The sequence below is a fragment of the Roseovarius faecimaris genome (assembly GCF_009762325.1).
GTDB lineage: Bacteria > Pseudomonadota > Alphaproteobacteria > Rhodobacterales > Rhodobacteraceae > Roseovarius > Roseovarius faecimaris.
On record NZ_CP034348.1, the window covers coordinates 1,573,131 to 1,598,021 of the forward strand.

At 63.4% G+C, this 24,891-nt stretch carries 24 protein-coding genes; 10 read left to right on the top strand and 14 right to left on the bottom strand.

What is annotated here, in order from left to right:
* Positions 1–3: 3 nt before the first annotated feature.
* Genes EI983_RS08145 through lptF form a run of 3 tightly spaced genes read right to left on the bottom strand, consistent with a single transcriptional unit; the run spans position 4 to position 4,381 of the window.
* On the bottom strand, positions 4–2,178 hold the full coding sequence (locus EI983_RS08145) for an LPS-assembly protein LptD (protein WP_157706879.1): 2,175 nt from the start codon (positions 2,176–2,178) through the stop codon (positions 4–6).
* Complete coding sequence (gene lptG / locus EI983_RS08150; protein ID WP_157706880.1) at positions 2,175–3,266, bottom strand: LPS export ABC transporter permease LptG; 1,092 nt, start codon at positions 3,264–3,266, stop codon at positions 2,175–2,177. The genes EI983_RS08145 and lptG overlap by 4 nt, the downstream gene beginning before the upstream one ends.
* Positions 3,263–4,381 carry an LPS export ABC transporter permease LptF gene (gene lptF, locus EI983_RS08155; protein ID WP_157709025.1) on the bottom strand — a complete coding sequence of 373 codons (1,119 nt, stop codon included), beginning with the start codon at positions 4,379–4,381 and terminating at the stop codon, positions 3,263–3,265. The genes lptG and lptF overlap by 4 nt, the downstream gene beginning before the upstream one ends.
* 194 nt (positions 4,382–4,575) lie before the next feature.
* On the opposite strand from lptF, the gene EI983_RS08160 reads away from it, so the two are divergent.
* Together EI983_RS08160 and EI983_RS08165 are read left to right on the top strand one after the other, a co-directional pair.
* Positions 4,576–6,048, top strand: coding sequence for a leucyl aminopeptidase (locus EI983_RS08160; RefSeq protein WP_157706881.1), 1,473 nt, complete (start codon positions 4,576–4,578; stop codon positions 6,046–6,048).
* Positions 6,048–6,506, top strand: coding sequence for a DNA polymerase III subunit chi (locus EI983_RS08165; protein ID WP_157706882.1), 459 nt, complete (start codon positions 6,048–6,050; stop codon positions 6,504–6,506). The genes EI983_RS08160 and EI983_RS08165 overlap by 1 nt, the downstream gene beginning before the upstream one ends.
* Before the next feature lie 122 nt (positions 6,507–6,628).
* On the opposite strand, the gene EI983_RS08170 is transcribed toward EI983_RS08165, so the two are convergent.
* Both EI983_RS08170 and EI983_RS08175 read right to left on the bottom strand, forming a co-directional pair.
* Complete coding sequence (locus EI983_RS08170; RefSeq protein WP_157706883.1) at positions 6,629–7,210, bottom strand: retropepsin-like aspartic protease family protein; 582 nt, start codon at positions 7,208–7,210, stop codon at positions 6,629–6,631.
* 37 nt (positions 7,211–7,247) lie between these two features.
* Complete coding sequence (locus tag EI983_RS08175) at positions 7,248–7,877, bottom strand: MarC family protein (RefSeq protein ID WP_157706884.1); 630 nt, start codon at positions 7,875–7,877, stop codon at positions 7,248–7,250.
* Positions 7,878–7,934: 57 nt separating this feature from the next.
* On the opposite strand from EI983_RS08175, the gene EI983_RS08180 reads away from it, so the two are divergent.
* Both EI983_RS08180 and EI983_RS08185 read left to right on the top strand, forming a co-directional pair.
* On the top strand, positions 7,935–8,756 hold the full coding sequence (locus EI983_RS08180) for a methyltransferase domain-containing protein (RefSeq protein ID WP_157706885.1): 822 nt from the start codon (positions 7,935–7,937) through the stop codon (positions 8,754–8,756).
* 120 nt (positions 8,757–8,876) lie between these two features.
* Positions 8,877–9,518: an imm11 family protein gene (locus EI983_RS08185; RefSeq protein WP_157706886.1), complete on the top strand. Its 642-nt coding sequence runs from the start codon at positions 8,877–8,879 to the stop codon at positions 9,516–9,518.
* A 100-nt stretch (positions 9,519–9,618) separates the two neighbouring features.
* Here EI983_RS08185 and EI983_RS08190 read toward each other — a convergent pair whose 3' ends face one another.
* Positions 9,619–11,466 (bottom strand): ABC-F family ATP-binding cassette domain-containing protein, encoded by a 1,848-nt coding sequence (locus EI983_RS08190; RefSeq protein ID WP_157706887.1) that lies wholly within the window; start codon positions 11,464–11,466, stop codon positions 9,619–9,621.
* Between the two features lie 158 nt (positions 11,467–11,624).
* Positions 11,625–11,903 (bottom strand): hypothetical protein, encoded by a 279-nt coding sequence (locus EI983_RS08195; RefSeq protein WP_157706888.1) that lies wholly within the window; start codon positions 11,901–11,903, stop codon positions 11,625–11,627.
* A gap of 178 nt (positions 11,904–12,081) precedes the next feature.
* On the opposite strand from EI983_RS08195, the gene ndk reads away from it, so the two are divergent.
* Positions 12,082–12,504, top strand: a complete 423-nt coding sequence (gene ndk, locus EI983_RS08200; RefSeq protein WP_157706889.1) for a nucleoside-diphosphate kinase — start codon at positions 12,082–12,084, stop codon at positions 12,502–12,504.
* Between the two features lie 22 nt (positions 12,505–12,526).
* Here the strand turns inward: ndk and EI983_RS08205 are convergent, their stop codons facing one another.
* The 7 genes from EI983_RS08205 to EI983_RS08230 form a co-directional block, all read right to left on the bottom strand.
* On the bottom strand, positions 12,527–12,892 hold the full coding sequence (locus tag EI983_RS08205; protein ID WP_157706890.1) for a TfoX/Sxy family DNA transformation protein: 366 nt from the start codon (positions 12,890–12,892) through the stop codon (positions 12,527–12,529).
* 38 nt (positions 12,893–12,930) lie between these two features.
* Entirely contained in the window at positions 12,931–13,056 is a 126-nt protein-coding gene (locus EI983_RS19435; protein ID WP_281356459.1) for a hypothetical protein, read from the bottom strand.
* A 197-nt stretch (positions 13,057–13,253) separates the two neighbouring features.
* Positions 13,254–14,234 (bottom strand): arginase family protein, encoded by a 981-nt coding sequence (locus EI983_RS08210; protein WP_157706891.1) that lies wholly within the window; start codon positions 14,232–14,234, stop codon positions 13,254–13,256.
* Between the two features lie 100 nt (positions 14,235–14,334).
* Positions 14,335–15,921 (bottom strand): ABC transporter permease, encoded by a 1,587-nt coding sequence (locus tag EI983_RS08215; RefSeq protein WP_157706892.1) that lies wholly within the window; start codon positions 15,919–15,921, stop codon positions 14,335–14,337.
* Entirely contained in the window at positions 15,914–16,951 is a 1,038-nt protein-coding gene (locus tag EI983_RS08220) for a quaternary amine ABC transporter ATP-binding protein (protein WP_157706893.1), read from the bottom strand. Before EI983_RS08220 ends, EI983_RS08215 begins: the two co-directional genes overlap by 8 nt.
* A gap of 111 nt (positions 16,952–17,062) precedes the next feature.
* Positions 17,063–18,010 carry an ABC transporter substrate-binding protein gene (locus EI983_RS08225; RefSeq protein ID WP_157706894.1) on the bottom strand — a complete coding sequence of 316 codons (948 nt, stop codon included), beginning with the start codon at positions 18,008–18,010 and terminating at the stop codon, positions 17,063–17,065.
* A gap of 303 nt (positions 18,011–18,313) precedes the next feature.
* Positions 18,314–19,150: a LysR family transcriptional regulator gene (locus EI983_RS08230; RefSeq protein ID WP_157706895.1), complete on the bottom strand. Its 837-nt coding sequence runs from the start codon at positions 19,148–19,150 to the stop codon at positions 18,314–18,316.
* Positions 19,151–19,275: 125 nt separating this feature from the next.
* Between EI983_RS08230 and EI983_RS08235 the strand changes: the two genes are divergently transcribed.
* From EI983_RS08235 to EI983_RS08255, 5 genes are read left to right on the top strand one after another with little or no spacing between them, the layout of a single operon-like run.
* Entirely contained in the window at positions 19,276–20,748 is a 1,473-nt protein-coding gene (locus tag EI983_RS08235; protein ID WP_157706896.1) for an aldehyde dehydrogenase, read from the top strand.
* Between the two features lie 15 nt (positions 20,749–20,763).
* Positions 20,764–21,813 carry an LLM class flavin-dependent oxidoreductase gene (locus EI983_RS08240; protein ID WP_157706897.1) on the top strand — a complete coding sequence of 350 codons (1,050 nt, stop codon included), beginning with the start codon at positions 20,764–20,766 and terminating at the stop codon, positions 21,811–21,813.
* The gene (locus tag EI983_RS08245; RefSeq protein WP_157706898.1) at positions 21,813–22,409 is read left to right on the top strand and encodes an amino acid synthesis family protein; all 597 of its coding nucleotides are present in this window, start codon (positions 21,813–21,815) and stop codon (positions 22,407–22,409) included. Before EI983_RS08240 ends, EI983_RS08245 begins: the two co-directional genes overlap by 1 nt.
* Complete coding sequence (locus EI983_RS08250; protein WP_157706899.1) at positions 22,409–23,203, top strand: alpha/beta fold hydrolase; 795 nt, start codon at positions 22,409–22,411, stop codon at positions 23,201–23,203. Before EI983_RS08245 ends, EI983_RS08250 begins: the two co-directional genes overlap by 1 nt.
* Complete coding sequence (locus EI983_RS08255; protein ID WP_157706900.1) at positions 23,200–24,888, top strand: thiamine pyrophosphate-binding protein; 1,689 nt, start codon at positions 23,200–23,202, stop codon at positions 24,886–24,888. The genes EI983_RS08250 and EI983_RS08255 overlap by 4 nt, the downstream gene beginning before the upstream one ends.
* Positions 24,889–24,891 lie beyond the last annotated feature (3 nt).

Sequence of the window (24,891 nt, forward strand, 5' to 3'; positions counted from 1 at the left end):
GTCTTAGTTCCTGCATGTGCGGATATAGCTCTTATCCGTCGTTTTGGCCGAGAAGCCGCGCAAGGCCACAGTCAGCGAAAGGTCTGTCGATGGCTCAAGGATAGTGGAAGAGGTGAAGCGGCGCGAGGCCGAAAGTTTCGCCTCGACGCATTCATTTGTGTAGGTCAGCCCGATCCCCGCTGTCACATTTCGGTCACTGGCCACGTCATAGCGCCAATTGGCACTGCCCGTCCAGTGGCGCGACAGCCGGTAACTGCCATCGACCGACCATTCCGAGATGGTGCCGGGGCGATTTTCGGCCAGATCGCGGCGCAGCCAGACATAGGTGGCACCGATATCGGCAAGCTCGTTCTGCCAGGAGGCCCGGGCCGAGGCCTTGGTGGTCTGATACCCGGCATCAAACAGCCCGCGCGCGGTGAGCGCGAGGCCGTTGGGCGCCTTGAGCTGACCTGCAAGCAGGAAATCGGAGCTGCGGCCCTGCAGGCCGGAGACGTTGGAAAAGCTGGACAGCCCGCTCAGTTCAAGCTGGCGTTCGTCGCGGATCACCTGGCCGGTGACGAGGGAGGTTTCCCAGCCGCGGGGATCAAGCCGGGTCCAGTTCAGCCCGTAGGCGGCCGAAAACCCGTATTCACGCCGGTCGGGTTCAGGAAAGCGCGACAGCGAGAGCAGATTGCCTTCGTCGAATTCCACCAGCGTGCTTTCGTCATTGGGGATGTTCAGCGCGTCGCCGCCCACCCAGGCCAGTTGCACCATCGGTTCGATCACATGTGTGGCATTGGTGGCCGTGCGTTTCAGCAAAGGCCAGCGCAGTTGCAGCGAGGCGGAGGGCGTCAGGTTGGTGTCGCGCGAGTCAGAGGTAAGCCCGGCCTGATCCACAAAGAAGCTGTCCACGGCCACGCCTGTCTGCAGCCGCGTATGCACACCGCCCGGCAGGATCCAGCTGCGGAACCAGTTGGCCTCGGTGGTGAAGCGGGTGAGGTCGAGCCCGTCGGAGTAAGGGTCGAAATCCGCACCATCCAGAAGCGTGTCGGAGCTTCGGAAATGGGTGTGGGTTTCGGCCGAGAGGCGCAGCTCGCCGCCAAGGCGGGCGGGAAAAATACGCCGCTCATACTCGGCATCCGCCGAGAGTGTGGGCACAAAACTGTCCTGCTCATTCGTGCGCAGGGTGCGGAAATGGGTGATCGCCGCGCGGATATATTCATCGCGCCGGGCGCGTTCGACCGCAAGCTGGCTGTCGAGCCTGTCCTTGCCGGAATAGCTGTAATCCAGCAGGTAGGTGTCGTCATTCACCGCTTCGATATCAAAGGTCAGGATGAAATCGCGCTTCAGCTCGAACCGGCCTTCGCCGAAGATGTAGGATCGGGTGGAGCGCACCCCCTGGTCATCGTCGGAAAAGGCGCCGTTAAACTCGATCTCGCCATTCCGGAAGGCCTGCCGATAGCGGTATTCCAGCGTTGTCGTCTTGGTGGCGATGAAGGGCGTCAGCGTCAGATCCGCATGATCCCCGAGCTTGATGAAATAGGGCACCTTCACCCCGGTGCCGAGCGTCGAGCTGTTATAGACCGACGGGATCAGAAAACCGCTGGCGCGCTCCAGCGTGGGGTCGGGCAGGCGCAGGCGCGGCAGGTAGAGGATGGGCGTGTCGAGCACCCGGAACTGGGCGTTGTCGAAATAGAGCTGCTGTTCCTGCTGGTCGTGGATCACCCGTTCGGCGCGGATCTGCCAGAGCGGCGGGCGGCCGTTCTCGCACACCCGGCAGGAGGTGACGGCGGCCTTATAGAGCTGCGAGTAGCGCCCGTTGACGCGGCTCATCTCATGCGCGGCAAGCTGGAGCTGGTCGTCCATCACCACCCGCGCGCCGCTGAGCAGGCCGTTCTCCATGGCGCGGTCAAGCTCGGCCGCGTCGGCCAGCACCAGCAGGTCGCCTTCTGCGTCCACCAGGGTGATCGGGCCGTCGATGCGCAGGGTTTCTGTGCTGCGGTCATAGGTGACACGCGTGGCCTTGAGGCGGCGGCCTTCATAGAAGGCTTCGACATTGCCCTCGGCCACCAGCGTGTTGTCGCCTTCAAGGAACACATCATCGGCAATCAGCATGGCCGGGCCGGGCGGTGTGGACTGGGCCAGGGCGGGGCTGCTCAGGCAGACAAGGAGCATCAGAAGGGCAGAAAGATACCTCATCCGTCCTCCATGATCAGCAATATGCCGATGCCCAAAAGGACCGAGGCCACAGGGGGGGCCCATCCGGCCAAGAGGATCGGGATTTGCCCATTCTCGCCCAGGATCTGCGCGAAGTTACGGATGTAATAGAGGCCAAAGCCCAGCATCACAGCGATCAGCACCGATATGCCGGTATTGCTGAGCCGGGTGTGGCGCATGGTGAAGGCCGCCGAGATCAGCACCAAGGCCACCAGAAAGAGCGGGCGTGACAGCTCCATCTGGTACCAGACCGCATAGCGCCGCGCGGAAAAGCCCGCCTCTTCGAGCTGGCCGATAAAGGCGGGCAGATCCCAGAGCGAAATGAACTCGGGCTTGCCGAAACTGTCGATGATCTGATCCTGGGTCAGGGCGGAGGGCACGGTCAGCTCTGCCAGCTCCTGCGCGGCGGCCTCGGGGTTGTCGGTGGCCGACAGCTCCCAGAGCTTGACCTTCTTGAGCATCCATTGTCCTTGGGTCAGTTCGGCGGTTTCGGCGATGATGCGTTGCAGGGGCATGCCGTTGCGGTCGAAGGACAGGAAGGTCGTGTTGAACAGGATGCTCACATCCGAGCTGGCGCGGATCGCGTGGATCACCGTCTGGCCGGTTTCATTGCCCTGGCGCAGCCAAAGCCCCTCGGAGGCGATGGCCAGCACGTTCGAGCCGCCGCCGCGATAGCCCGCCACAAGATCGGCATACCGCTTGGAGGTGGCCGCGACGATCGGGTTGAACACGGTGATGGTGATCACCCCGATCAGGGCGGCGACGGTCACCGGCGCCACCAGCGCGCGCAGCGCAGAGCGGCCCGTGGCGCGCACCACCACCAGCTCGGACGAGCGCGCGAGCCGCAGGAAAAGCGCCACGGTGGCGAGGATCATCACCAGCGGCAGGATCTCGTAATTGGCCGACGGGATCTTGAGCGCCACGATGCCCAGGATCGAAGAAAACGGCAGTTCGGGCCAGTCCTGCACCTCGTCAGCGACATCGACAAAGGCCAGGATCACCACAAAGACAAAGGCTATGAGAGCGAAGGTCCAGAAGAATTTGCGCGCGAAGTAGAGATGCAGGATCATGCCGCCCCTCCCGCGTCGGTCTGCGGCCTGCGGCGGCGGAAAAGGCCCGGATTAACGGCGATATGCAGCAGCGCCACAGTGAGCAGCGCCCCGGCAACGGGCGGTATGTAGAGAAGCGGCCACAGGGCGGCATTGGCCAGCACCGGCGCGGCCACGAAGCCTTCGATCAGCTTGATCCCGACCAGCAGCACGAAGGCCGTCACGATCTGCCACCAGACGCCAAAGCGGCTATGGGTCCCAAGGAGCAGGGTGGCGAACCCCACCAGGGCCGCGACGATACACAAAAGCGCCTGGGTGAAGCGGTTATGCCCTTCAAAGGCGACCTGGCCCAGGGTGGTCCCGGTGCGTTCGGCGGTGGCCTCGGGCCGCAGGAGCAGTTCGGGCGTGGGGGTGAAGGCGATATGGTTCAGCTGCACCTCGTCGCGCGAGATCAGGCTGGAGATGTCATAGGAAAAATCGTCGAAATGCGTGGTGAAAAGCCGGTTGCCGTCGCGGCGCAGGATCTGGCTGAGCCCGTCGAGCATGACCAGCTTGGTGCCGTCCCCTTCGCGCACGAGGAACGCCTTGGAGGAGGTATAGGTGACCGTGGTCGAGGGATCACGCCGGTCCGAGAGGAACACGTCGCGCAGCTCGCCCTCGGGCGTGATGTCCCGGATATAGAAGGTGATGCCCTGGGCCGGGTGCAGAAACTCGCCCTCGGTCAGCAGCTTCGCGGTGATATTCTGCGTGACCTCGGCCTGGCGCAGTCGGAGCTGGCTCAGGCTGACCGGGATCAGCAGATGCGTCAGCACCGACATCATCACCGCGATGATCACCCCATAGACAAACACCGGCCGAATGAGCCGCCAGGGCGAATAGCCGGTGGCCTGCATCACGGTCAGTTCGCTCTCGGTGGTCAGCCGGTTGGTGACATAGACCGCCCCCGCAAAGGCCGCGATGGGCAGAACGACACCGATCACGCCGGGCAGTGTCAGGGCGGTGAATTCGAGGAACACCCAGGCCGGTTGCCCGTCGCCGATGAGCCGGTCGAACATGCGCACGGCCTTGTTGAGCCAGAAGATGGACACCAGCACCAGCGCGAAAAAGCCGAAGAGCACCATGAATTGCGACAGCATATATCTGTCGAATCTGGTCACCTGTTTCCCCCCGAACACCTCAATCTCAGCGTCAGACTATCGGAGAACGACCCCGGATAAAACGGCTAAAGCGCCGCAAATCACGGATCGGCGGGATGTTGTCCGTGCAGGGCTGGCCAAGCCCGCGCGGGCGCGCTACCGTTCCGGCAAATCCTTGCAAGCGGAGCGCAAATATGACCTCGCCAGTAGCCGTGAATTTCGTTGAAATCGACCTTGAAGAGATCGCCAGTACCCCGGGCCGCGTGGCGGTGTTCGTCACGCCGGACGGCAAGCTGAACATCGGCGCGCGGCGGGTGAACAAGCTGACCAAGGGGGCGATTGCGCGCATGGTCGAGAGCGGCGCCCTTGAGAAGATGAAATCGGGGGAGCTGATCACGCTCAACTGGCCCGCCGGCATGGCCGCCAAGGCGGTGGATGTGGTCTGTCTGGACCGCAATGCCGGTCCGGCAGAAACACGCAAGGCCGGCGTGTCGCTTGGCAAGGCCAAGGGGGCGGACGCGCTTCTGGTGCTTGGGGCGCAGGTCCGGCGTGTGGCCGATCTGGCCCAGGGGATTGCGCTGCGCGCCTATGAGTTCTCGGCCCGCAAGTCGAAAGAGCCCGATCCCGTGGAGCCGGTGACGATCATGGCACTGCGCCCCGAGGATGCCGAGGCCGAGGCCGCAGCCAAGCTCGCCGTGGTCGAGGGTGTGTTTTTCACCCGCGATCTGGTCAGCGAGCCTGCCAACCACCTGACCACGACCGAATTTGCCAAACGGATCGAGGCGATGAAAGCGCTCGGGCTGAAGGTGACGGTGCTCGAAGAGCCTGAGCTGGAAAAACTCGGTATGGGGTGCCTTCTGTCGGTCGGGCATGGTTCGGCCAGCCCGTCGAAAGTGGCGATCATGGAGTGGAATGGCGGCAAGAAAGGCGAGGCGCCGCTGGCGCTCATCGGCAAGGGCGTGGTGTTCGATACCGGCGGGATCAGCCTCAAGCCCGCGGCGGGCATGGAAGAGATGACGATGGATATGGGCGGCGCGGGCGTTGTGGCCGGTGTCATGCGCGCGCTGGCCCTGCGCAAGGCCAAGGCCAATGTGGTGGGGCTTGTCGGGCTGGTCGAAAACATGCCGTCGGACCGCGCCACACGCCCCGGCGACGTGGTGACCTCGATGAAGGGCGACACGGTGGAGGTGATCAATACCGATGCCGAGGGTCGCCTCGTGCTGTGCGACGTGCTGTGGTACGCGCAGGAAACCTACAAACCCGCGGCGATGGTCAACCTGGCCACGCTGACCGGGGCCATCATCATCGCACTTGGCCACGAAAAGGCGGGTGTTTTCGCCAATGACGATACCTTCTGCAAAAGCTTTCTCAAGGCGGCGGAGGCCGAGGGGGAAGGTGCCTGGCACATGCCGCTCGATCCGGCCTATGACGAGCAGCTCAAAAGCGCGATTGCCGATATGAAGAATGTGGGCGGCCGGCCCGCAGGCGCGATCACCGCCGCGCAATTCCTCAAACGCTTCGTCAAGGACGAAGTGCCGTGGATCCATCTCGACATCGCCGGGGTGGCCTCGGTCAAGGCCGATACCAGCCACGGGCCCAAGGGGGCGACAGGCTGGGGCGTGATGGCTCTCGACCGGCTGGTGCGGGACGGCTACGAGCAGGGCTGATGGGCGCGGCCTATTTCTATCACCTGACCAGGGCGCCGGTGGAACGGACGCTGCCGTTGCTTCTGGGCAAGGCGCTCGGTGCGGGCTGGCGCGTGGCGGTGCGCGGCACCTCGGAGGAGCGGCTCGACTGGCTGGACGACAAGCTCTGGCTCGGGCCGGACGAGGCGTTTTTGCCCCATGGCCGCGCGGGCGGGCCGCATGATGCGGATCAGCCGGTGCTGTTGACCGCCGCGCCGGAGCTGCCCAACGGTGCGCGCTGTGTCATGTGCGTCGATGGCGCCGAGATACGCGCCGAGGAGGTGACCGCGCTGGAGCGGGTCTGCATCCTCTTTGACGGCCATGATCCTGCGGCGGTGCAACAGGCGCGCGGGCAGTGGAAGACCCTGACCGATGCCGGATGTTCGGCGCAATACTGGTCCGAAGACAGCGGCCGATGGGAGAAAAAGGCCGAGAGCTGAGCCAACACCAGCCAAGGACACCGCGCATCGCTGCGTGGCGTCGCGGTTCCCTCCCGCTCCGAGGAGGACGCAAGGACGACGAGATACTCAGGCAAGTGCGACAGCACTTTCCTCTGGATCAATCAGCGCGACAGGATCAGGGTGCCGCCGGATATCTCGACGCTGGAGAAGCGTTGCAGGTAATCCATGCCGAGCAGCGAGCGGTCGAGCGCCCCCTCGTTGACAAAGGCGCGCAGGCCGCGGTCAGAGATCGGGCCCACGGCCACCTCGTCAAGCCGAACGGGGGCCGTGCGCACCTCGCCATTGGCGGTGGTGGCGCGGCCGATGAACTGGAGCGCGCCGGGGTCGAACCCGATGGCCGCCGCGTCGTCCCGGCTGAGCACGATATTGGTGGCGCCGGTGTCGATCACGAAGGTGACGGGCGTGCCGTTTACCTGCGCGGTCAGGTAGTAATGCCCGTCCGGCGCGCGCGGCAGTTCGATCCGCCCGGCTTCGGCAAAGACGGCCTGGCCGGGGGTGACGGTGTTGCGGATGTCCTCCCACAGCCCCACAGCGGCAATGGCGCCGATAAAGATGAACACCCAGATCAGGGCCTGCTGGGTCAGCTTGCCCAGGGACTGCCGGTTCTGCACGAAGAACCAGAAGGCGATCACCCCGCCAAGAATACCGAGGTAGAGAAGCTGCGCGGTGTCAGATGTGCTCATGGCAAAGATATAGGAGGAGGCGAGCCCGAGCGCCAGATCACCCGGCCAGACCAAATCCGCGCAGCCCGTCCAGCACGAACTGCACCGCGAGCGCGGCCAGCAGCATGCCAAGGAGGCGGGTGATCACATTGATGCCGGTCTTGCCCAGGGCGCGTTCCAGCAGCCCGGAGGACAAGAACAGCACGAGCACGATCAAAAGCACGGCGAGCATCACCCCGATCACCCAGAGCAGCCCCTCCATACCGGGCTGTTGCCCGGCCAGCAGGATCACCGACGCGATGGAGCCCGGTCCGGCGATCAGCGGGATGGCGAGCGGAAAGATCGACGGATCTTCGCCCTCGTCCTCGTCTTCGGCCTCGTCCGCCTGGGATTTGCGGCGCTTGGAGCGACGCTCGAACAGCATGTCGAGCGCGGTGAGGAAAAGCAGAATGCCCCCCGCAATCCGGAATGCGGGCATGGAGATGCCCACGAAGCCAAGCACGGCCTCGCCCAGGGCGGCAAAGAGGATCAGGATGAGCGCGGCCGTGATGCAGGCGCGCAGGGCGATGATCCGGCGCCGGGGCGCGTCGATGCCCTGGGTCAGCGCCACGAACAGCGGCGTCAGCCCGATCGGGTCGATGATCACGAAGAGCGTGACAAAGGCGGTGATGAGAAAAGCGGTGTCCATTTCAGGTCAAGGGCGTAGGATGGGACGCAGGCAAGCGCAACAGGGAAACGTGTCGGGATGGCTGAATACAGGGATTTTGCGGCCCTTGAACTGGCGCAATGGTCGGATGCCGAGATCGCCGGGGCCTATGCGCGCGACTTTGCCCGCGCCGCGGAGCAGTGCGTGCCGCATTTCGTCAGGGCGGTGGCGGCCGGGCCGGGCAAGGCCGTGCTTGACTGCTGTTGCGGCCACGGGATCGTGGCGCGCGGTCTGGCGGATGCGGGGGCCGAGGTGACCGCGCTCGATTTCTCGCCTGCCATGCTCGAGATGGCGCGGGCGCGGGTGCCCGAGGCGCGGTTTGTCGAAGGCGACGCGATGGCGCTGCCTTTCGAGGATGCCCGGTTCGACGCGGTGACCATCGGGTTTGGCATCCCGCATGTGCCCGATCCCGCAGCGGCCCTGGCCGAGGCGCGCCGGGTGCTGAAACCGGGCGGGCGGCTGGCCTATACGGTCTGGCATGCGGACCCGGAGATGTCGTCGGTGGGGATCGTGTTCCAGGCGATTGCGGCGCATGGCGACAAGAGCATCACCCTGCCGCCGGGCCCCGATGCCTTCGAACGCTCCGCCCCCGAGATCGCGCTGCCGGAAATGGCCGAGGTCGGGTTTCGCGAGGCACGGCTGGAGACGATCCCGTCGCATTGGGTGGCTGACGATCCCGGCGCGCCGTTCGATTTTTTCCTCGAAGGCACGGCCCGGGGCGGCGCGCTGCTCAGGCCACAACCCGAGGCGCATAAGGCCGCGATCCGCGCCGCCGTCGTCGAGGGTGTGAAGGCCCGTTGGGGCGATACCGCCCCCTGGACGATCCCGGCGCCTGCGGCAATGGTGATCGGGCGGGTTTGAGGATAGTGCTTGTGGGTGATCTGCCTGCGAAGGCGACTATTGGCCTGGTACCTCCATTCACTTGCCGCGAATTGTCAATGGCGGCAGTATCCGATGTGCGATGAGATGATGGGCTGAGCTATGGCAGGCAAGAAACCGAAAGTCTGGGTGACCCGCGGGTTTCATTCGACCGAGACCAGGGGTTGGTGGCTGGATCTGGAAACCTGGGCCGAGGAGCCGCGGGAATATGTCGAGATTCAGAACCATTACAACCAAAAAGAACTCATGCCAGACAAGTATTGGCCGACCGGCTTGTTCGTTAAATACAAGAAGGGTCAGGGCACTGTCATCAAGGCCATCAAGGATGTTTGCGTCACCCGACTTGGCATCATCGTGATATCAAAACGTTTCTACGACCTCCTGCAGCAGTTCAATCTTGGTCAGACAGCCTTCCGGGCGATGCCGGTCTATGGCTACGACCGGACCACCAGGTTTCCGGAAGACTATTACATGATGCAGATGCTGGAATTCCGTTCCTTCGCGCAGCCCGAGGAGATGGAGAATGTGAGGCCGTCAGGCGGGGAATACTATTATTGGTTGCCAGATAAACCCGCGCATAAGCCGGTTTTACACATTCCGGGTGATCACGATCTGGACCTTTGGATGGATACAGAAATCTGGAATTGGGTCTTTGTCTCCGACCGCCTGAAAGAAGCGATCAAATCAGAGGGCATTAAGGGTGGCGGATTGGGTTTCCGTCCGTGCAAACTGGTTGATCGCTGAAGGTTGACGCGGTGCCCTGTGATTGTCCGGGCGTTCGCCCCGGGATATTAGCCGCCGGTTCGCCTGCCGGGGTTTTTGGCAGCCCGGTTGGTCATTGAACTTATCCCTCTGCCTCGGCCAGTCGCTCCTCGGCGGCGAGCCAGAGGGTTTCAGCGCGGTCGAGCCCGTCCATCACTTCGGCATATTTCTTTTGCCATTCAGTGGCTTTCGCGACGTTCTTGTCATCATACATGGCCGGATCGGCCAGTTTCGCGGCGATCTTGTCGCGCATGTCGTTCAGCTTTTCGATGCGCGCCTCGCAGGTTCGGACCTCCTGGCGCAGCGCCAGGATCTGATCGCGGGTGGCGCGTTTCTTCGCAGGTTTCGCCTTGGGCTCCTTGGCGGGTTTGTCGCCGGAGAGCAGCTCGGCACGGTAGCTGTCGAGATCGCCCTCATAGGGGGCCACGCGCCCGTCCTTGACCAGCCAGAGCCGGTCAGCGACGAGGCTCAGCAGGTGCATGTCGTGGCTGACCAGGATCACGGCACCCGAATAGGCGGTCAGCGCCTCCACCAGCGCCTCGCGGCTTTCGATATCGAGGTGGTTCGTGGGCTCGTCGAGGATCAGCATATGCGGCGCGTCGATGGTGGCCAGCAGAAGTGAGAGCCGCGCCTTCTGCCCGCCCGAGAGCTTGCCCACAAGCGTGTCGGCCTGTTCGGCCCCGACGCCGAACCCGCCAAGCCGCGCGCGCAGGCGCGAGGGGGTCTCGGTCGGGCGCAGGCGGCGGATATGGTCGAGCGGGGTTTCATCCAGATGCAACTCGTCCACCTGATGCTGCGCGAAATAGCCGACGCGCAGCTTGGAGGTGGCGTGCATCCGCCCCGACATTGGATCAAGTTTGCCTGCCAAGAGTTTGGAAAGGGTCGATTTTCCCTCACCGTTGCGGCCCAGAAGGGCAATGCGGTCATCCTGGTCGATGCGCAGGTCCAGCTTGCTTAGCACAGCGGTGCCGTCATAGCCCACCGACGTGTCTTCGAGGCGCAGGATGGGCGGAGAAAGCTCTTCGGGTTCGGGAAAGGAGAAGGCGCGCAGGGCGGCCTCTTGCGGGCGCATGATGGGGGTCATTTTCGACAGCATCTTGAGCCGCGATTGCGCCTGTTTGGCCTTGGTGGCCTTGGCGCGGAACCGGTCCACGAAAGATTGCAGATGGGCGCGGCGGGCCTCTTGCTTTTTCGCCTCGGATTCGGCGGCGGCCAGGCGCGAGGCACGGGTTGTGGCGAAGGTGTCATAGCCGCCCTGATAGAGGGTCAGCTTGCGGTCTTCGAGATGCAGGATATGGCCCACGGCGCGGTTGAGCAGCCCGCGGTCATGGGAGATGATCAGCACCGTATGCGGGTAGCGCGCCAGATAGGTCTCCAGCCAGAGCGCGCCTTCCAGATCGAGATAGTTGGTGGGCTCGTCAAGCAGCAGCAGGTCGGGCTGGGCAAAGAGCACGGCGGCCAGCGCCACGCGCATCCGCCAGCCACCCGAGAAATCCGAGCAGGGCTGGCGCTGCTCGGCATCGGTGAAGCCAAGGCCCTTGAGGATGGTGGCCGCGCGCGCTTCGGCCGACCAGGCGTCGATATCCGCGAGCCGCATCTGGATTTCCGCGATACGGTCGCCGTCAGTGGCGGTATCGGCCTCGGCCAGAAGGGCGCTGCGTTCGGTATCGGCGGCCAGCACCGTGTCGATCAGTGAGACATCGTTGGAGGGCACTTCCTGCGCCACGCCGCCAATGCGGGCGCGGGCGGGCAGGGTGATGGCGCCGCTCTCCAGCGCCAGCTCGCCCCGGATCAGGCGAAAGAGCGTGGTCTTGCCGGTGCCGTTGCGCCCCACGATGCCCACCTTGTGGCCTTCCGGAATGGTGGCCGAGGCGTTCTCGAGCAGCGGGCGGCCCGCCACGGAATAGCTGATATCGTCGATGCGCAACATGGGGGCGAGCCATGCCGCAGTTGGCCGGTGGCGTCAATCGCCCGTTGCAATGAAAGGTGCGGGGAAGGAGAGAGCGAAAGCAAGGGCGCGGGGCGGTGGGGCTGATCGGGTGTGTGACCTTCGAACAGCGGCCTGCCTGCCTGTGCCAGAAGAGCCGGTTACTTCAGCAGGGTGCCGAGCGTGTCAGCCGAGTAGGAGGCAAAGCCGGTCATCGGGCTTTCGCCGTCTTCGGAAAAGGCAAAGACGTGGATTTCATCGTGATTGAGCGTGGCGCGGCAGAAGGTGGCGGGGTGGGCCAGCTCGGACGGGCAGCTTTCCAGATCGACATGCGGCACGGCAGCTTCGAACTGGTCATAGGTCAGCAGCACGGCCTCGGGGCCGGCAATGGCCGCGGCAGGCAGTGCCAGAGCGAGGGGCAGAAAATGTGTCAGTTTCATCGGATCATGTCCTTTACTAGAGATTATGAAGGGTAGTCATTTATTTCTGACAAAATTAGTAAGGAAATAAAAGAGCTGATTTCGGGCCGCACAGGGATCGGCGCAATCAAGCCTTTATCCCCTGGCGGGCGCGTGTTAAGGGCTGCGCCAGATTCAACCCAATTGGAAAGAGGCTGACATGGCTGTGGAACGCACCCTGAGCATCATCAAACCCGATGCCACCAAACGCAACCTGACCGGCAAGATCAACGCCAAGTTCGAAGAGGCGGGTCTGCGGATCGTCGCGCAAAAGCGCATTCACCTGACCAAGGCGCAAGCGGGCGTGTTCTATGCCGTGCATGCAGAGCGCCCGTTCTATGACGAACTGTGCGAGTTCATGGCGTCCGAGCCGGTGGTCGTGCAGGTGCTGGAAGGCGAAGGCGCCATTGCCAAGAACCGCGAAGTGATGGGGGCCACGAACCCCGCCGAGGCCGCGCCCGGCACGATCCGTGCGGAATTTGCCGAAAGCGTCGGCGAAAACTCGGTGCATGGCTCGGACGCGCCGGAGACGGCGGCGGTGGAGATCGCCTATTTCTTCTCGGGTCTGGAGCTGGTGGGCTAAGCCTGACCCGATCTGGAACAGTTCAGGAGCGGCGCGCCGACGGGCGGGCCGCTTTTTCTTTGGGGGCGATCACGCCGATCTGATCGAGTATGGTCTCGAGCTCGGATCTGGGGTTTGGGCTGCTGGCGGCTTTGATGGCATCGAACCGTTTGCGCAGGGCGGTTTTCTCCTCCCCGCGGCAATCGTTCCAGGGACGGCCCTGAAGCCCCATGACGAGGGCGTAATATCCGATGAAATGCGGGGCGGTTCCGGAGGCGATCAGGCGGGCATAGGCCGCATCGGGGCCAAGGGCGCGGAGGTCTTCGGCGGACTGGATCCCGGCACGGGCACAGGCGGCATCCATGGCGGGGCCGAGATTGCGGATACTGGAAACAGGTGAGCGGGACATGCCCGCAGGCTAAACCGGTTAGCGGTTTGGACCAATGCCTAAATCGAGGCGAAGTCGCTGAAAACCTGTTTGGAAATGATCCGCGCCTCATTGGGTTTGGAGGCCGGGGCGGGCTTCGGTTTGCCGGTCTGATTGGCCGGGTTCTGCGGCGGTTTGATCGTCATGGCTCTGCTCCTTTCGGGATCAGGCCAGACGGCGCGCGCCGCCTGACGCTGGGAGATCGTGTCGGGGCTGTGTCCGGCGACCTCCTCAGGCTTGGCGCGAATTGTGACCGAAATAAGGCAGGAATTTACCGTTTGTAAACAACGGCGTTTTGCGTGACTCATTGGCCACGATTTCAGCAACAATCGGCCCGGCGCGGTCAGGCGGAAGCGGTGTTCTCGGCGATCATCGAGATCATCTCGAACATCACCGCAGCGGCGGTCAGGGCGGTGATATTGTTGGGGCTGTCCTTGGTGGGCATCATACAGACCACATCGCCGCCGATGATGTTGAGCCCGCGCGCGGCACGCAGGATGCCCACGGCCTCGTCGATGTCGAAGCCTTTTTCGCCCGGCTCCAGGTTGGAGACGGCGGGGGCAACGCTGGGATCGAGGCAGTCGAGATCGAAGGTGATATAGACAGGGCGATCCCCCAGAACCTCACGGCTTTGCGCCACCACATCGGCCAGCCCGCGCTGGCGGAACTCCTTCATGGTCACGACTTTATAGCCGTAGTCATAGGAGGGCTGCAGCCAGTCGAGCGAGCGGGGATGGCCGCGCAGGCCGATCTGCATGGAGCGGGTCGGGTCCACTTGACCTTGGTCGGCGAGATAGGCCCCCCAATGGGCGGCGGATTTTTTCGCACCCAGAAAGTGATCAACCTTGGTGAAGACATCCGTATGGGCGTCGAGATGCAGGAAACTGACCGGCTCGCCCCCCGCAAGCGCACCACAGCCCAGGGCCTGCACGATGCCGCCGGTGATCGAGTGGTCGCCGCCGATGGAGACGGGGCGGGCGCCTGCGGCGTCGATGTCCTTGTAGAAATCGGTGATGCGCTGAATGCAGGCTTCGTTGTCATTGGCCTCGGGGAAGGGCACGTCGCCCACATCCGCGATCCTGGCCGAATTCCACGGATCAAGCTGGAAATCCATATGCACCCGGCGCTGCACGGCAGAGACATGGCGCAGGGCGCGCGGGCCGAGGTGCTGATCGCGCTCGGTCGTGCCGTTGCCGGTGGAATGGGGCACACCGACCAGGGCAATGTCCTGACCCTCAGGGCTGGCATGGGGCGCGCGGAACATGGTCGGAATGCCCCACCAGTAGAGGTTGTCCATCATGGATTTCTGATAGGGATCGGTCATGGGCGGGCCTGTGTGATGCGGGATGATGGTCACATAATGAGTATTTTTGGAACAATGAAAAGGAGGGGCGCGCCCGGAATGAGCCCGGGCGCGCCGATGGTCAGTCTTCCTGATCCTTGCGGCGGAAGGCGCCCTGCACGATGCGGTCCATCACCATCGCGAGGAAGAGGATGGCAAACCCGCCCAGAAGGCCCGGACCCTTGGCGGCGTATTGCAGCGCTTCGAGGATTTCCTTGCCCAGGCCGCCGCCGCCGATGAGCGAGATGATCACCACCATGCTGAGGCACATCAGGATGGTCTGGTTCACGCCGGTCATGATCGAGGGCAGGGCGAGCGGCACCTCGACATCCTTCAGGAGCTGCCATTTTGAGGCCCCGAAGGCCACGGCGGCCTCCTTGATGCTGTCGGGCACTCCGCGCATGCCAAGCGCGGTCAGGCGGATCACCGGCGGCATGCCGAAGATGATCGTGGCCAGGATACCGGGCGTGTTGCCGGTGCCGAAAAAGGCGATGATCGGGATGAGATAGACGAAGGCCGGGAGCGTCTGCATCAGGTCGAGCACAGGCTCGGCCATGCGGTAGGCGCGTTTGGATTTGCCGAACCAGATGCCAAGCGGAATACCGATAACCACGCAGAGCAGCACGGCGGCCCCCACAAGCGCCACGGTTTCCATCGCCAGGGACCAGTAGCCCAAGAGAGCCGTGTAAGCCATGGCGGCGACGGTGAAGATGGCCACCCGCGGGCCCGCGGCGCGCCAGGCGGTGACGGCGATGACCAGCATGACGACAGGCCAGGGCGAGCCGTTGAGCGCGAGGGTCAGCGCATCGAGCACGGTACGCACGCCCGAGACGATTCCGTCAAACACATCGCCGCCCGCTAGCGCCGCGGCGTCGATCCGTGCCTCCAGCCAGGAGGCCACGACCGAGAACAGCGTCGAGCCGCCTTCGCCGGTGAATATCTCGGACACCGGGCGTTCGGGGAATTCGTCCAGCACCGGCATGGAGTTCGCCACGGTGAACTTGTAGACGATCAGCGGGCCGATGGCGGCGGTCAGGATCGCGCCCAGCACCGCGTTGGGCGTCTTGCGGCCGCTTTCGGTGCTGTCCGGGTCGATCCGCCAGCGCGAATACTGCTTTTCATAGGCGATATCGGCATAGACGCCCTGAATGAGCTTGAGCGCCACCAGCAGGATCACGCCCCCCACGAGGATCCCGAACCCTTCGGCCTGCGCGGCTTCGGCGCGGCCCAGATTGAGGTCGATCGACTTTTGCAGGTTTTCGGCGAGCTTGGTGAAGCGGTCGATATCGGCCTGTTCGGTGGCGGCCGCCGCCTGATCGAGCCGTTCCTGCATCTTTGCGGTCTGCTGGGCGACGCGGTCCATGAATTCCGCACCCAGATTGCCCCACCAGCCGCGCCCGATCTGCACCCAGGCGATGATTTCGAGAATGAGAAAGATCCAGAACATGCCCCAGACCGCGCGCGAGGCGGCCCATAAAGGGCCGAAGAGCGCCGCCGCCCAGTTGAACGTCTTGGGAATGAGGCCGGTATTGTCGTGGATCTTGTGGAACGTGCCCACGTAGTAATCGCCATTCGGGCCGGCGAAATTCTTGATCGAGGCGTCCAGCGCCTCGCGGTCCACCTCGATATCCGAGGCGGCGGTGACTTTCAGTTCGGTCGGATCACTCATTTTTGCCCCCCTGGATGCCGCGCAGCAGGCGCGGTTTGGTCACGATGCCCACGTCTGCGCCGTGATCGGTGATGACGACGGGCTGTTCGGTGTTCACGGCGAGATCGATCAGCTGGTCCAGATCGGCCCCTTCGTCGGCACGCGGGGCGCCGTCCAGGCTGCCCTTGTAGCTGTCCAGGGGCTCCATGATGGAATGGGCCTTCACGAGCTTCAGCTTGGAAATGCCCTGCACGAACTCGCGCACATAGTCGTCGGCGGGCTGCATCACGATTTCCTCGGGCGTGCCGATCTGCACGATCACACCGTCCTTCATGATGGCAATGCGGTGGCCGATGCGGATCGCCTCGTCGAGGTCATGGGTGATGAAAAGCGTGGTTTTCTGAAGCTGCGCCACCAGCGCCTTGAACTGATCCTGGAGTTGCAGGCGAATGAGCGGGTCGAGCGCCGAGAACGGCTCGTCCATGAGCAGAATTTCAGGGTCGGAGGCCAGGGCGCGGGCGATGCCGACACGTTGCTGCATCCCGCCCGACAGCTCCTTGGGCAGGCGGTCTTCGTACCCTGTGAGATCCACGAGGCTGAGCGCGTGGTCGGAAATGGCCCAGCGTTTCGACTTCGACACCTTCCGGATTTCCAGCGGGTAGGCCACGTTATCGCGCACCGAGCGGTGCGGCAGCAGCGCCATATGCTGGAACACCATGCCGATCTGTTGCGCGCGGATGCGGCGCAGCTCGTTTTCGGAGATGGCCGAGACATCGTGACCGAGGATTTCGATCTTGCCTGCCGTGGGCTCGATCAGGCGGTTCACATGGCGCACCAGCGTGGATTTGCCCGAGCCCGAGAGGCCCATGATGCAGAAGATTTCCCCGCGTGGCACTTCGAAGCTGGCGCCTTGTACCCCCACCACGCAGCCGAAGCGTTCGAGCACTTCGGGCTTGCCGATGCCTTCGGATTTGACGGCGGCCATGGCCTCTTCGGCGCGCGCGCCGAAGATTTTCCACACATCCGTCAGCCGGACGACTGTTTCGCTCATGATGTTCCCTTTTGCCGGGCACGCATGGCCCGTCTCCACCCCGTTCAATAAACAGGCCGCCGAGAGGTCCCGGCGGCCTGAACGCTTGTCAATTTACGTCAAGACAGCCGCTTAGTTGCTCAGCCAGCCCAGCACGGTGTCTTCGTTTTCGGCAACCCACTGCTTGGCGAAGTCAGCGGCTTCCATGTTGTCCACAGCCAGCGCTTTGCCCATGGCCGAGAGCGAGGCGCCATCCATCTGGTAGTTCTGGAAGAGGGCGGCCACTTCGGGGTGCGTTTCTTCCAGCTCTTTGGCGTAGTGCAGGTGCAGGGTAGCCCCGTTCCACGCGGTCGAGGCTTCGGATTTCTCCAGCCAGTCCGGATCGTCCGTGGGCTGCACGATGGTCCAGGTTGCCGGATCATGCGGCGGCTCTTCCAGCACGGTCAGCTCTTGCGTCACGAAGATGTAGTGGGGGCTGTAGCAGAAGCCGATCCACGGATCGCCCGCCTTGGTGGCGTTGGCGAGGTTGGCATAGGCGATGGTCTCTTCGTATTCGGTCAGCTCGAACACCTGATCATAGCCATAGGATTTGGCGCGGATCTTCTCGACCACGGTCGAGGCCCAGCCGGGGGCGCCGATCCAGACCTCGGGGGTGCCGTTGCCGTCGGTGTCGAAGATGGCCATTTTCTCGGGGTCGCTCAGATCGTCGATCGACTTGATGCCATGCTCTTCGGCGATGTAGGTCGGCACGCACATGCCTTGCTCGGCCTGCACGGGGTTCTGGTTCATCACCACGGTGCCGTTTTCCTTGACATAGGTGTCATGCAGGTTCTGCTGGTTGGGCATCCACACTTCGGGGTGGGCATGCATCGAGCCTTTGTCCATCGCCTCGAAAACGATCGGGTTGGTGCCGTTCTGCAGTTCGACTTCAAGGCCGAGGTTCTCTTCGATCACCACTTCCAGAACATGGGCGGTGGCGTTCACCGAAGCCCAGTTCGGCACGCCGATCACGATGTCGGCCGCCAAAGCGGGGCTCGCGATGATCATGGTGGTGCCCATAAGGGCGGTCAGTTTTTTCATGTTGTCTCTCCTTGTTGGTCCGCCTCCTTGATCGGGGCGGCATTTGTGGTCTGCAGGTGCAGACAGACAGGCGGTGTGCCGTGTCATTCGTTTGAGTGATTCATCTCTCCCTGGCCGCGACGGCTTGGTTTCCGTTCTTCAGCTTTTTGGTCGGCGGGTTCGCCCGCTCGGAGAGGAGTGGATCATAGTGAGCGGCGTTCTGGCAAGGGCTTTGACGGGAATGAGGAGCAAAAACCGAATTTTTCCGATTGTTTACGGCGCTCTTTTCAGGAGATCGGAAACCCCTTTCAGGAAAGCCGAAACTCAGCCCTGCAATTCGGCCACCAGAGGGGCGAACCACTGCCAGTTGCGCGCGGCAGAATCATTTACGACGAGGTTGCGCTTGCGTTGGAAGCGGGGGGCCTGGGTCAGAATGTGCAGTTCTCCGGCGGCCAGATGCGGCTCGGCCAGGGCTGAGGGCAGGTAGGCCGAGCCGCCCTGTTCGAGCAGAAATTCCAGCCCCCAGCGGGCGCTGTCGAAATTGACGCGCGCGATGCCCGCATCATGATAGGCCTCGTCATGCTGGCGGCGATAATCCGGCCCGTAGTCGATGAAGATGTAGCTGCGGCTGTTGCGAATGGGCGTGTCGGGCCGGTCGGAATAGAGCACCAGCTCTTCCGCAGGCAGGGAATGGGCCGTTTGCTGACCACGCAGGGCCGTATCATAGGTGAGGATCACATCCACCAGCCCCTGATCGAGCCAGTCTTCCAGGTCGCGGATATGGCCGCGATGCACCGAGACAGCCATTTCGGGGCTGCCTGAGATCACCCGGTCAAAGAAGGCCTTGCCTGGGCCTGCCCAAAGCTCGGCATGGCAACCGAAGGTACAGACCGAACTGAGACCGGCGGGCAGGCCGGTCTCGAACCGGGCCTGTTGCCAAAGGCCGGTCATGGTGCGGGCATAGCGCAGAAGTTTGGTGCCGGCGGGTGTCAGCGAGGTGCCGGATTTCGACCGGTTGAGCAGCGGCTGACCCAGCTCCTCCTCCAGTGTCTTGAGCCGGGCGGTCACGGTCGATTGCGTCACGTTCATCTTGTGCGAGGCCCGCACCAGACTGCCGGTTTCGACGATGGCGAGGAAGGTCTCAAGCGAGGTGATGTTCATGTGGGCGTCTTCAATTCGGAATTTCCGCATTAAAAGAGCAAAATAATTCGATTTCAAGAAGTGAGATTCTGTGCAAGCTATGCACGGTCACGGGTAGGGACGCCTGAGACCAAGGGAGATGCGCGATGATCCAGGACTACAGCATGTTGATTGATGGCGCGTGGGTGGCGGCCTCGGACGGGGGCGTGTTTGATACGTTCAACCCCGCGACCGGCACCGTCTGGGCACGCGCGCCGGAGGCCACGGCAGAGGATATCGACCGGGCGGTGAAGGCCGCGTACCGCGCTTGCTATGACGGCCCCTGGGCCAGCTTCACCCCGACCGAGCGGGGGGCCTGCCTGCGGCGGCTGGCCGATCTGATGGCGGAAAAGTCCGAAGAGCTGGGCGCGATCGAGACGCGCGATAGCGGCAAGATGTTTGCCGAAACGCGCTGGCAGGCCAAGTATATCAGCCAGTTCCTGATGTTCTATGCCGGGGCGGCAGACAAGATTAACGGTGACACGTTACCCATTGATAAACCAGACATGTTTGTCTTTACGGATCGCGAGCCTCTGGGCGTGATCGCCGCCGTGGTGCCGTGGAACAGCCAGCTTTTTCTGACGGCGGTCAAAATCGGCCCGGCACTGGCGGCGGGCAACACGGTGGTGCTGAAGACCTCCGAGCATGCGCCGGCGGTGATTCTTGAATTCGGGCGCTTGATCGCCGAGGCGGGCATACCCGATGGCGTGGTGAACATCGTGACCGGTCATGGCGACCCCTGCGGCAAGGTGCTGACCTCGCACCCGCTGGTGGCGCGGATCAGTTTCACCGGCGGGCCGATGGCGGCAAAGCATGTGCTGATGAACTCCACTAACAATTTTGCCGAGGTGAGCCTGGAACTGGGCGGCAAATCCCCGTTTATCGTGTTTGACGACGCCGATATCGACAGCGCCGTGAATGGCTCGGTCGCCGGGATATTCGCCGCCTCGGGGCAGTCCTGTGTCGCGGGCAGCCGCCTGATTGTGCATGAGGATATTGCCGACGCCTTCCTCGCCCGCATGGTCGAGATCGCAAAGGGCATCCGCATCGGTGACCCGATGGCGGAGGACACGCAGATGGGACCGCTCTGCACGCGCGGGCAGATCGAGAATATCGAGGCCAAGGTCGCGCGCGCGGTGGAGCAGGGTGGCAAGCTGCTGACCGGTGGCAAACGGGCGTCGGCCGGAGAGATGTTTTTTGAGCCGACGATCATCGATTGCCCGGGGCCTGAGTTGGACATCGTCGACACAGAACTGTTTGGCCCGGTGCTGAGCGTGCTGCGCTTTCGCACCGAGGATGAGGCGCTGGCGCTGGCCAATGACACCGAACATGGCCTTGCGGCGGGCATTTTCACCCGCAACGCCGCGCGCGCGATGCGTATGTCAAAGCGCGTGCGCGCTGGTATCGTATGGATCAACACCTATCGGGTGATCAGCCCGGTGGCGGAATTCGGCGGCATGAAAAACTCGGGCTACGGCCGCGAGAGCGGATTTCAGGCCGTCTATGACTACACCAGACCCAAGACCGTCTGGATGAACATATCGGAAGACCCGGTGGGCAACCCTTTCGGTCCCCGCTGATCAAGGAGAAAAGACATGAAGTTTCATCTGGCAATCAACCTGGAGCGCATGACCCCCGATGTGGATATGCATGAGGTGCGCGACCACACGCTGGAAATGGTTAAAATGGCCGATGCGGCGGGGTTCGAGATCGCCTGGGCGGCCGAACACCACGCGATGGAGATGACCATCGCGCCCAACCCGTTCCAGATCCTGACCTGGTGGGGGGAGCACGCGAAAAACATCCGGCTGGGCGTGGGCGTGGTGAACGCGGCCTACTGGCACCCGATCAACCTGGCGGGCGAGGCCGCGTTTCTGGACCTGATCAGCGACGGGCGGCTGGAGTTCGGCATCGGTTCGGGCGCTTATCAGCGCGAGTTCGACCGCATGAAGCCCGGCCTCGATCAGCGCGATTCGTGGCGCTACATGCAGGAAATGCTGCCCGTGGTGCAGAAACTCTGGGAAGGCGATTACGAGCATAATGGCGAGTTCTGGCAGTTTCCGACGGCCACCTCCTGTCCCAAGCCGGTGCAGAAGGACGTGCCGGTCTGGGTGGCCGCGCGTGCGCCCATTACCTTTGACTATGCCGTTGAAAACAATTGCAATATCATGAGCTGGCCCCTGACCATGCCGATGAGCGAGGCCGAGACCTATCGCGAGCGGCTCGATGCCTCCATCGCCAAGAATGGCGGCAAATACGATGGCCGCTGGGCGATGATGCGCCATGCCTGCGTGTACGAGACCGAAGCGGACCGGCAGAACGCAATCGATTCGATCCGCGTGCAGCTCAGCCAGTTCGGCAACCTGCTGATGAAATCGGGCGAGGTGGTCAACGGCTTCCCCGAGCAGGTGCCCCTGGACAGTCTGGAAGGCAATGCACGGGTCGACCCGGAAATGCTGGAGCAGAACCTGATGTTCGGCTCGCCCGAGCAGGTGGTGGAAAAGCTGAAGCCCTATGAGGCGCTTGGTGTGGATGCGTTCATTTACTATGCCTCGATGGGGCTCGACATGGCGCAGCAGAAGCGGTCGTTGCAGCTTTTCATCGACAAGGTGCTGCCGGCGTTTGAACAGAAGGATGCCGCCTGATGGGAGTTGAGATCAGACGCACATTGATGCAGGTGCAGACCACCTATCGCGAAGGGTGGAAGGATGTGGCCGAGCCGACAAAACTTTTCGCCGCGATGGCAATCATCCGCAACCCGTGGTTCGGCCGCGGGCATGTGGAGGATCTTGGCCCGGAAATCCGCGAGCAAGGCCCGGTGATCGGCAAATTGCTGACCGGGATGATCCTGGAGGCCACAGGTGGCACGGTGGAGGGGTATGGTAAAGCCTCGGTCGTGGGGATGGGGGGCGAGCTGGAGCATGCCCAGGCGCTGACCCATACGCTGTGGTTCGGCAACCAGTATCGCGAGGCGGTGGATGCCAAGAGCTATCTGGTGTTCTCCAACACGCGCGGGGCGGCGGGGACGTCGCTGATGATCCCGTTGATGGACAAGGATGATGGCGGGCGGCGGTCGCATTATCAGACGATCCATGTGCAGATCCCCGATGCCCCGGCGGAGGACGAGATCATCATGGCGCTGGGGGCCTCGCTGGGCGGACATCCGAACCACCGGATTGGCGACCGCTACAAGGATCTCGAAGAGATGGGCCGCGACGTCGACAACCCGGCGGGGGTGTGATGCCGGTTGCAAAGGATGGAACCGCCTATGCGCTGAGCGGGCCGGAGGATGCGCCGGTTGCGGTGTTGATCCACGGGATCGGCCTGAACCGTGCAGCGGTCTGGGCCCCGGTGGAGCGGTGGCTGGCCGGGCGGTTCCGGGTGCTGAGCTATGACCTGCCGGGGCATGGCGACAGCGCGGTGCCGGAGGGAGAGGTTACATTAACAACGCTCTCCAGGCAGTTGATATCACTTCTGGATGAGCTTGGAATTGCCAAGGCGGCCCTGGTGGGGTTTTCCATCGGGGGCATGATCAACCGGCGGGTCGCGATGGACGCGCCCGACCGGGTCTCGGCGCTGGTGATCCTCAACTCACCGCATGAGCGCGGCGATGAGATGCAGTCGGCGGTCGAGGCCCAGGCGCGGGCCAGCGCGGACGGGGCCGCCGCCACAATGCAAACCACGTTAGAGCGATGGTTCACACCGGAATACAGGCGCGATAACAGGGCGTTGGTAGGTGAAGTTGAAGCGGTCGTGCGCTCGGCTCATGCCGAAAGTTTCGCCGCGCATCGGATCGTTCTGGCCGATGGTGTCAAAGAGCTGATCCGGCCCGAGCCACCAATTGCCATGCCGACGCTGGTGATGACCTGCGAAAACGACGAGCGCAGCACGCCAGAGATGAGTGCCGCGATTGCGAGCGAGATTGAAGGCGCGGAGCTGGAGATCGTGCCGGGGCTGAAACATCTGGGGCTGGTCGAGCGGCCCATGCTGTTTGGTCAAAAGATAGAGAGATTTCTGGAGAAGGTGCTGGCATGAGCAAACTCACGGGCGGACAGGCGGCGGTCGAGGCGCTGAAGGCGGAAGGGACGTCCCATGTGTTCGGCCTTATAGGCTCGGCCACGATGGAGATGTTCGATGCGCTCTATGATGCTGATACCATTCGGTTTATTGGCGTCCACGACGAGCGCACCGGCACCCATATGGCCGATGGGTTCGCCCGGATGAGCGGGCAGGCAGGCGTGATCCTGGCCGGGCAGAACGGACCGGGGGTGACCAATCTTGTCACTGGGCTGGCGCAGGCCAAGGCGGCCTATTCTCCTGTAGTCAGCATCGGCGGCGCGCTGGCCAGCGGGCATCGCTATCGCGATGCGTTTCAGGAGGTCGATCAGGATGCGCTGTTCAAACCGGTGACCAAGAAGACATGGACCGCCACGGGCACCGACCGTGTGCCGGAAATGCTGCGCGAGGCGTTCCGCGAGGCGATGGCGCCGCGCCGGGGGCCGGTGCAGCTGAACCTGCCGCGCGATGTGCTGGCCGGGCAGGCGGAGTTCGATGCGTTCCAGACCCCGGAGCAGTACCGGCCCTTCGTCGCCCCGGCCGGGGCGCCTCAGGCGATTGCGGATGCGGCGGCGCTGCTGACAGGGGCGGAGCGGCTGGTGATCATTGCCGGCGGCGGGATCAAGAACACGGGCGGGGCGGATCAGTGCATGGCCCTGGCCGAGGCGCTGAATTGCCCGGTCGTGTCCTCGCCCGGCCACGGCGATGCGGTGCCGTTCGGGCATCCGCTGAACGCGGGCCAGATGGGGCCGAGGGGCAATATCGTGGCCTCAAGGCTGGTGAAAGAGGCTGATGTGATCCTCGCGCTTGGCACGCGGGTTGGGTTTAATGCCACCTTCTATAGCTATGATAACATTAACAAAGACGCCAAGATCATTCATGTGGAAATGGAGCCCACGGCGATCGGTCGCTACTTTCCCGCCGAGATCGGGATCATGGGCGATGCGCCCACGGTGGCCGGGCAGCTACAGGCGGTGATCGCGGCGGGTCAGGATCGCGCCAAGGCCGAGGCCTGGACTGCCACCTTCAAGGCCGAGCGCGCGGCCTATCTGGCCAAGCGCGATGCCGAGGCCAGGGTTGACGCCCTGCCGATCCACCCGTCGGGCCTGTTCAAGACGCTGCGCGATGTGATGCCGCGCGACGCGGCGGTGACGATGGATGCGGGCACGCTTTGTTTGCAGGCCACGGATGCTCTGAATTACTGGCATCCGAAAAGCCTGTTCACGCCGCTGGATTTCGGGCTGGTGGGGTTCAGCTTTGCCGCGGGGCTTGGGATCAAGCTGGCCGCGCCGGAACGCCCTGTGATCAGCCTGATGGGCGATGGCGGGTTCGGCATGACCGTGTCGGAGCTGAGCACAGCGGTGGATTACGGGATCAACACGGTCACCCTGGTGATGAACAACCGCTGCTGGGGCGCCGAGAAGGCCTATCAGCGTGATTTCTTCGGCGAGCGCTACATTGGTGCCGATATTTCCAGCCCGCCCTTTGACAAGCTGGCCGAGCTTTACGGCGCGAAGGGGTACAAGGCCGAGACGCTGAGCGAGGTGGCCGGGGCGCTGGAGGCCGCGCTTACCTGCGGCAAGCCTGCGGTGATTGATGTATCCATGGACCCCGATGCGCTTTATTCTTTCCGGAGGGACAGCTTCAAGCACCGGGGAGGATAGAAA

Excerpts from the sequence above, each read along its gene's own strand:
- lptF (WP_157709025.1), bottom strand. The coding sequence starts at position 4,381 with ATGCTGTCGCAATTCATGGTGCTCTTCGGCTTTTTCGCGCTGGTGCTG.
- lptG (WP_157706880.1), bottom strand. The coding sequence starts at position 3,266 with ATGATCCTGCATCTCTACTTCGCGCGCAAATTCTTCTGGACCTTCGCT.
- EI983_RS08255 (WP_157706900.1), top strand. The coding sequence starts at position 23,200 with ATGAGCAAACTCACGGGCGGACAGGCGGCGGTCGAGGCGCTGAAGGCG.
- ndk (WP_157706889.1), top strand. The coding sequence starts at position 12,082 with ATGGCTGTGGAACGCACCCTGAGCATCATCAAACCCGATGCCACCAAA.
- EI983_RS08195 (WP_157706888.1), bottom strand. The coding sequence starts at position 11,903 with ATGAAACTGACACATTTTCTGCCCCTCGCTCTGGCACTGCCTGCCGCG.
- EI983_RS08230 (WP_157706895.1), bottom strand. The coding sequence starts at position 19,150 with ATGAACATCACCTCGCTTGAGACCTTCCTCGCCATCGTCGAAACCGGC.
- EI983_RS08165 (WP_157706882.1), top strand. The coding sequence starts at position 6,048 with ATGGGCGCGGCCTATTTCTATCACCTGACCAGGGCGCCGGTGGAACGG.
- EI983_RS19435 (WP_281356459.1), bottom strand. The coding sequence starts at position 13,056 with ATGACGATCAAACCGCCGCAGAACCCGGCCAATCAGACCGGCAAACCG.
- EI983_RS08235 (WP_157706896.1), top strand. The coding sequence starts at position 19,276 with ATGATCCAGGACTACAGCATGTTGATTGATGGCGCGTGGGTGGCGGCC.
- EI983_RS08225 (WP_157706894.1), bottom strand. The coding sequence starts at position 18,010 with ATGAAAAAACTGACCGCCCTTATGGGCACCACCATGATCATCGCGAGC.
- EI983_RS08160 (WP_157706881.1), top strand. The coding sequence starts at position 4,576 with ATGACCTCGCCAGTAGCCGTGAATTTCGTTGAAATCGACCTTGAAGAG.
- EI983_RS08240 (WP_157706897.1), top strand. The coding sequence starts at position 20,764 with ATGAAGTTTCATCTGGCAATCAACCTGGAGCGCATGACCCCCGATGTG.
- EI983_RS08175 (WP_157706884.1), bottom strand. The coding sequence starts at position 7,877 with ATGGACACCGCTTTTCTCATCACCGCCTTTGTCACGCTCTTCGTGATC.
- EI983_RS08220 (WP_157706893.1), bottom strand. The coding sequence starts at position 16,951 with ATGAGCGAAACAGTCGTCCGGCTGACGGATGTGTGGAAAATCTTCGGC.
- EI983_RS08190 (WP_157706887.1), bottom strand. The coding sequence starts at position 11,466 with ATGTTGCGCATCGACGATATCAGCTATTCCGTGGCGGGCCGCCCGCTG.
- EI983_RS08210 (WP_157706891.1), bottom strand. The coding sequence starts at position 14,234 with ATGACCGATCCCTATCAGAAATCCATGATGGACAACCTCTACTGGTGG.
- EI983_RS08250 (WP_157706899.1), top strand. The coding sequence starts at position 22,409 with ATGCCGGTTGCAAAGGATGGAACCGCCTATGCGCTGAGCGGGCCGGAG.
- EI983_RS08205 (WP_157706890.1), bottom strand. The coding sequence starts at position 12,892 with ATGTCCCGCTCACCTGTTTCCAGTATCCGCAATCTCGGCCCCGCCATG.
- EI983_RS08170 (WP_157706883.1), bottom strand. The coding sequence starts at position 7,210 with ATGAGCACATCTGACACCGCGCAGCTTCTCTACCTCGGTATTCTTGGC.
- EI983_RS08180 (WP_157706885.1), top strand. The coding sequence starts at position 7,935 with ATGGCTGAATACAGGGATTTTGCGGCCCTTGAACTGGCGCAATGGTCG.
- EI983_RS08245 (WP_157706898.1), top strand. The coding sequence starts at position 21,813 with ATGGGAGTTGAGATCAGACGCACATTGATGCAGGTGCAGACCACCTAT.
- EI983_RS08145 (WP_157706879.1), bottom strand. The coding sequence starts at position 2,178 with ATGAGGTATCTTTCTGCCCTTCTGATGCTCCTTGTCTGCCTGAGCAGC.
- EI983_RS08185 (WP_157706886.1), top strand. The coding sequence starts at position 8,877 with ATGGCAGGCAAGAAACCGAAAGTCTGGGTGACCCGCGGGTTTCATTCG.
- EI983_RS08215 (WP_157706892.1), bottom strand. The coding sequence starts at position 15,921 with ATGAGTGATCCGACCGAACTGAAAGTCACCGCCGCCTCGGATATCGAG.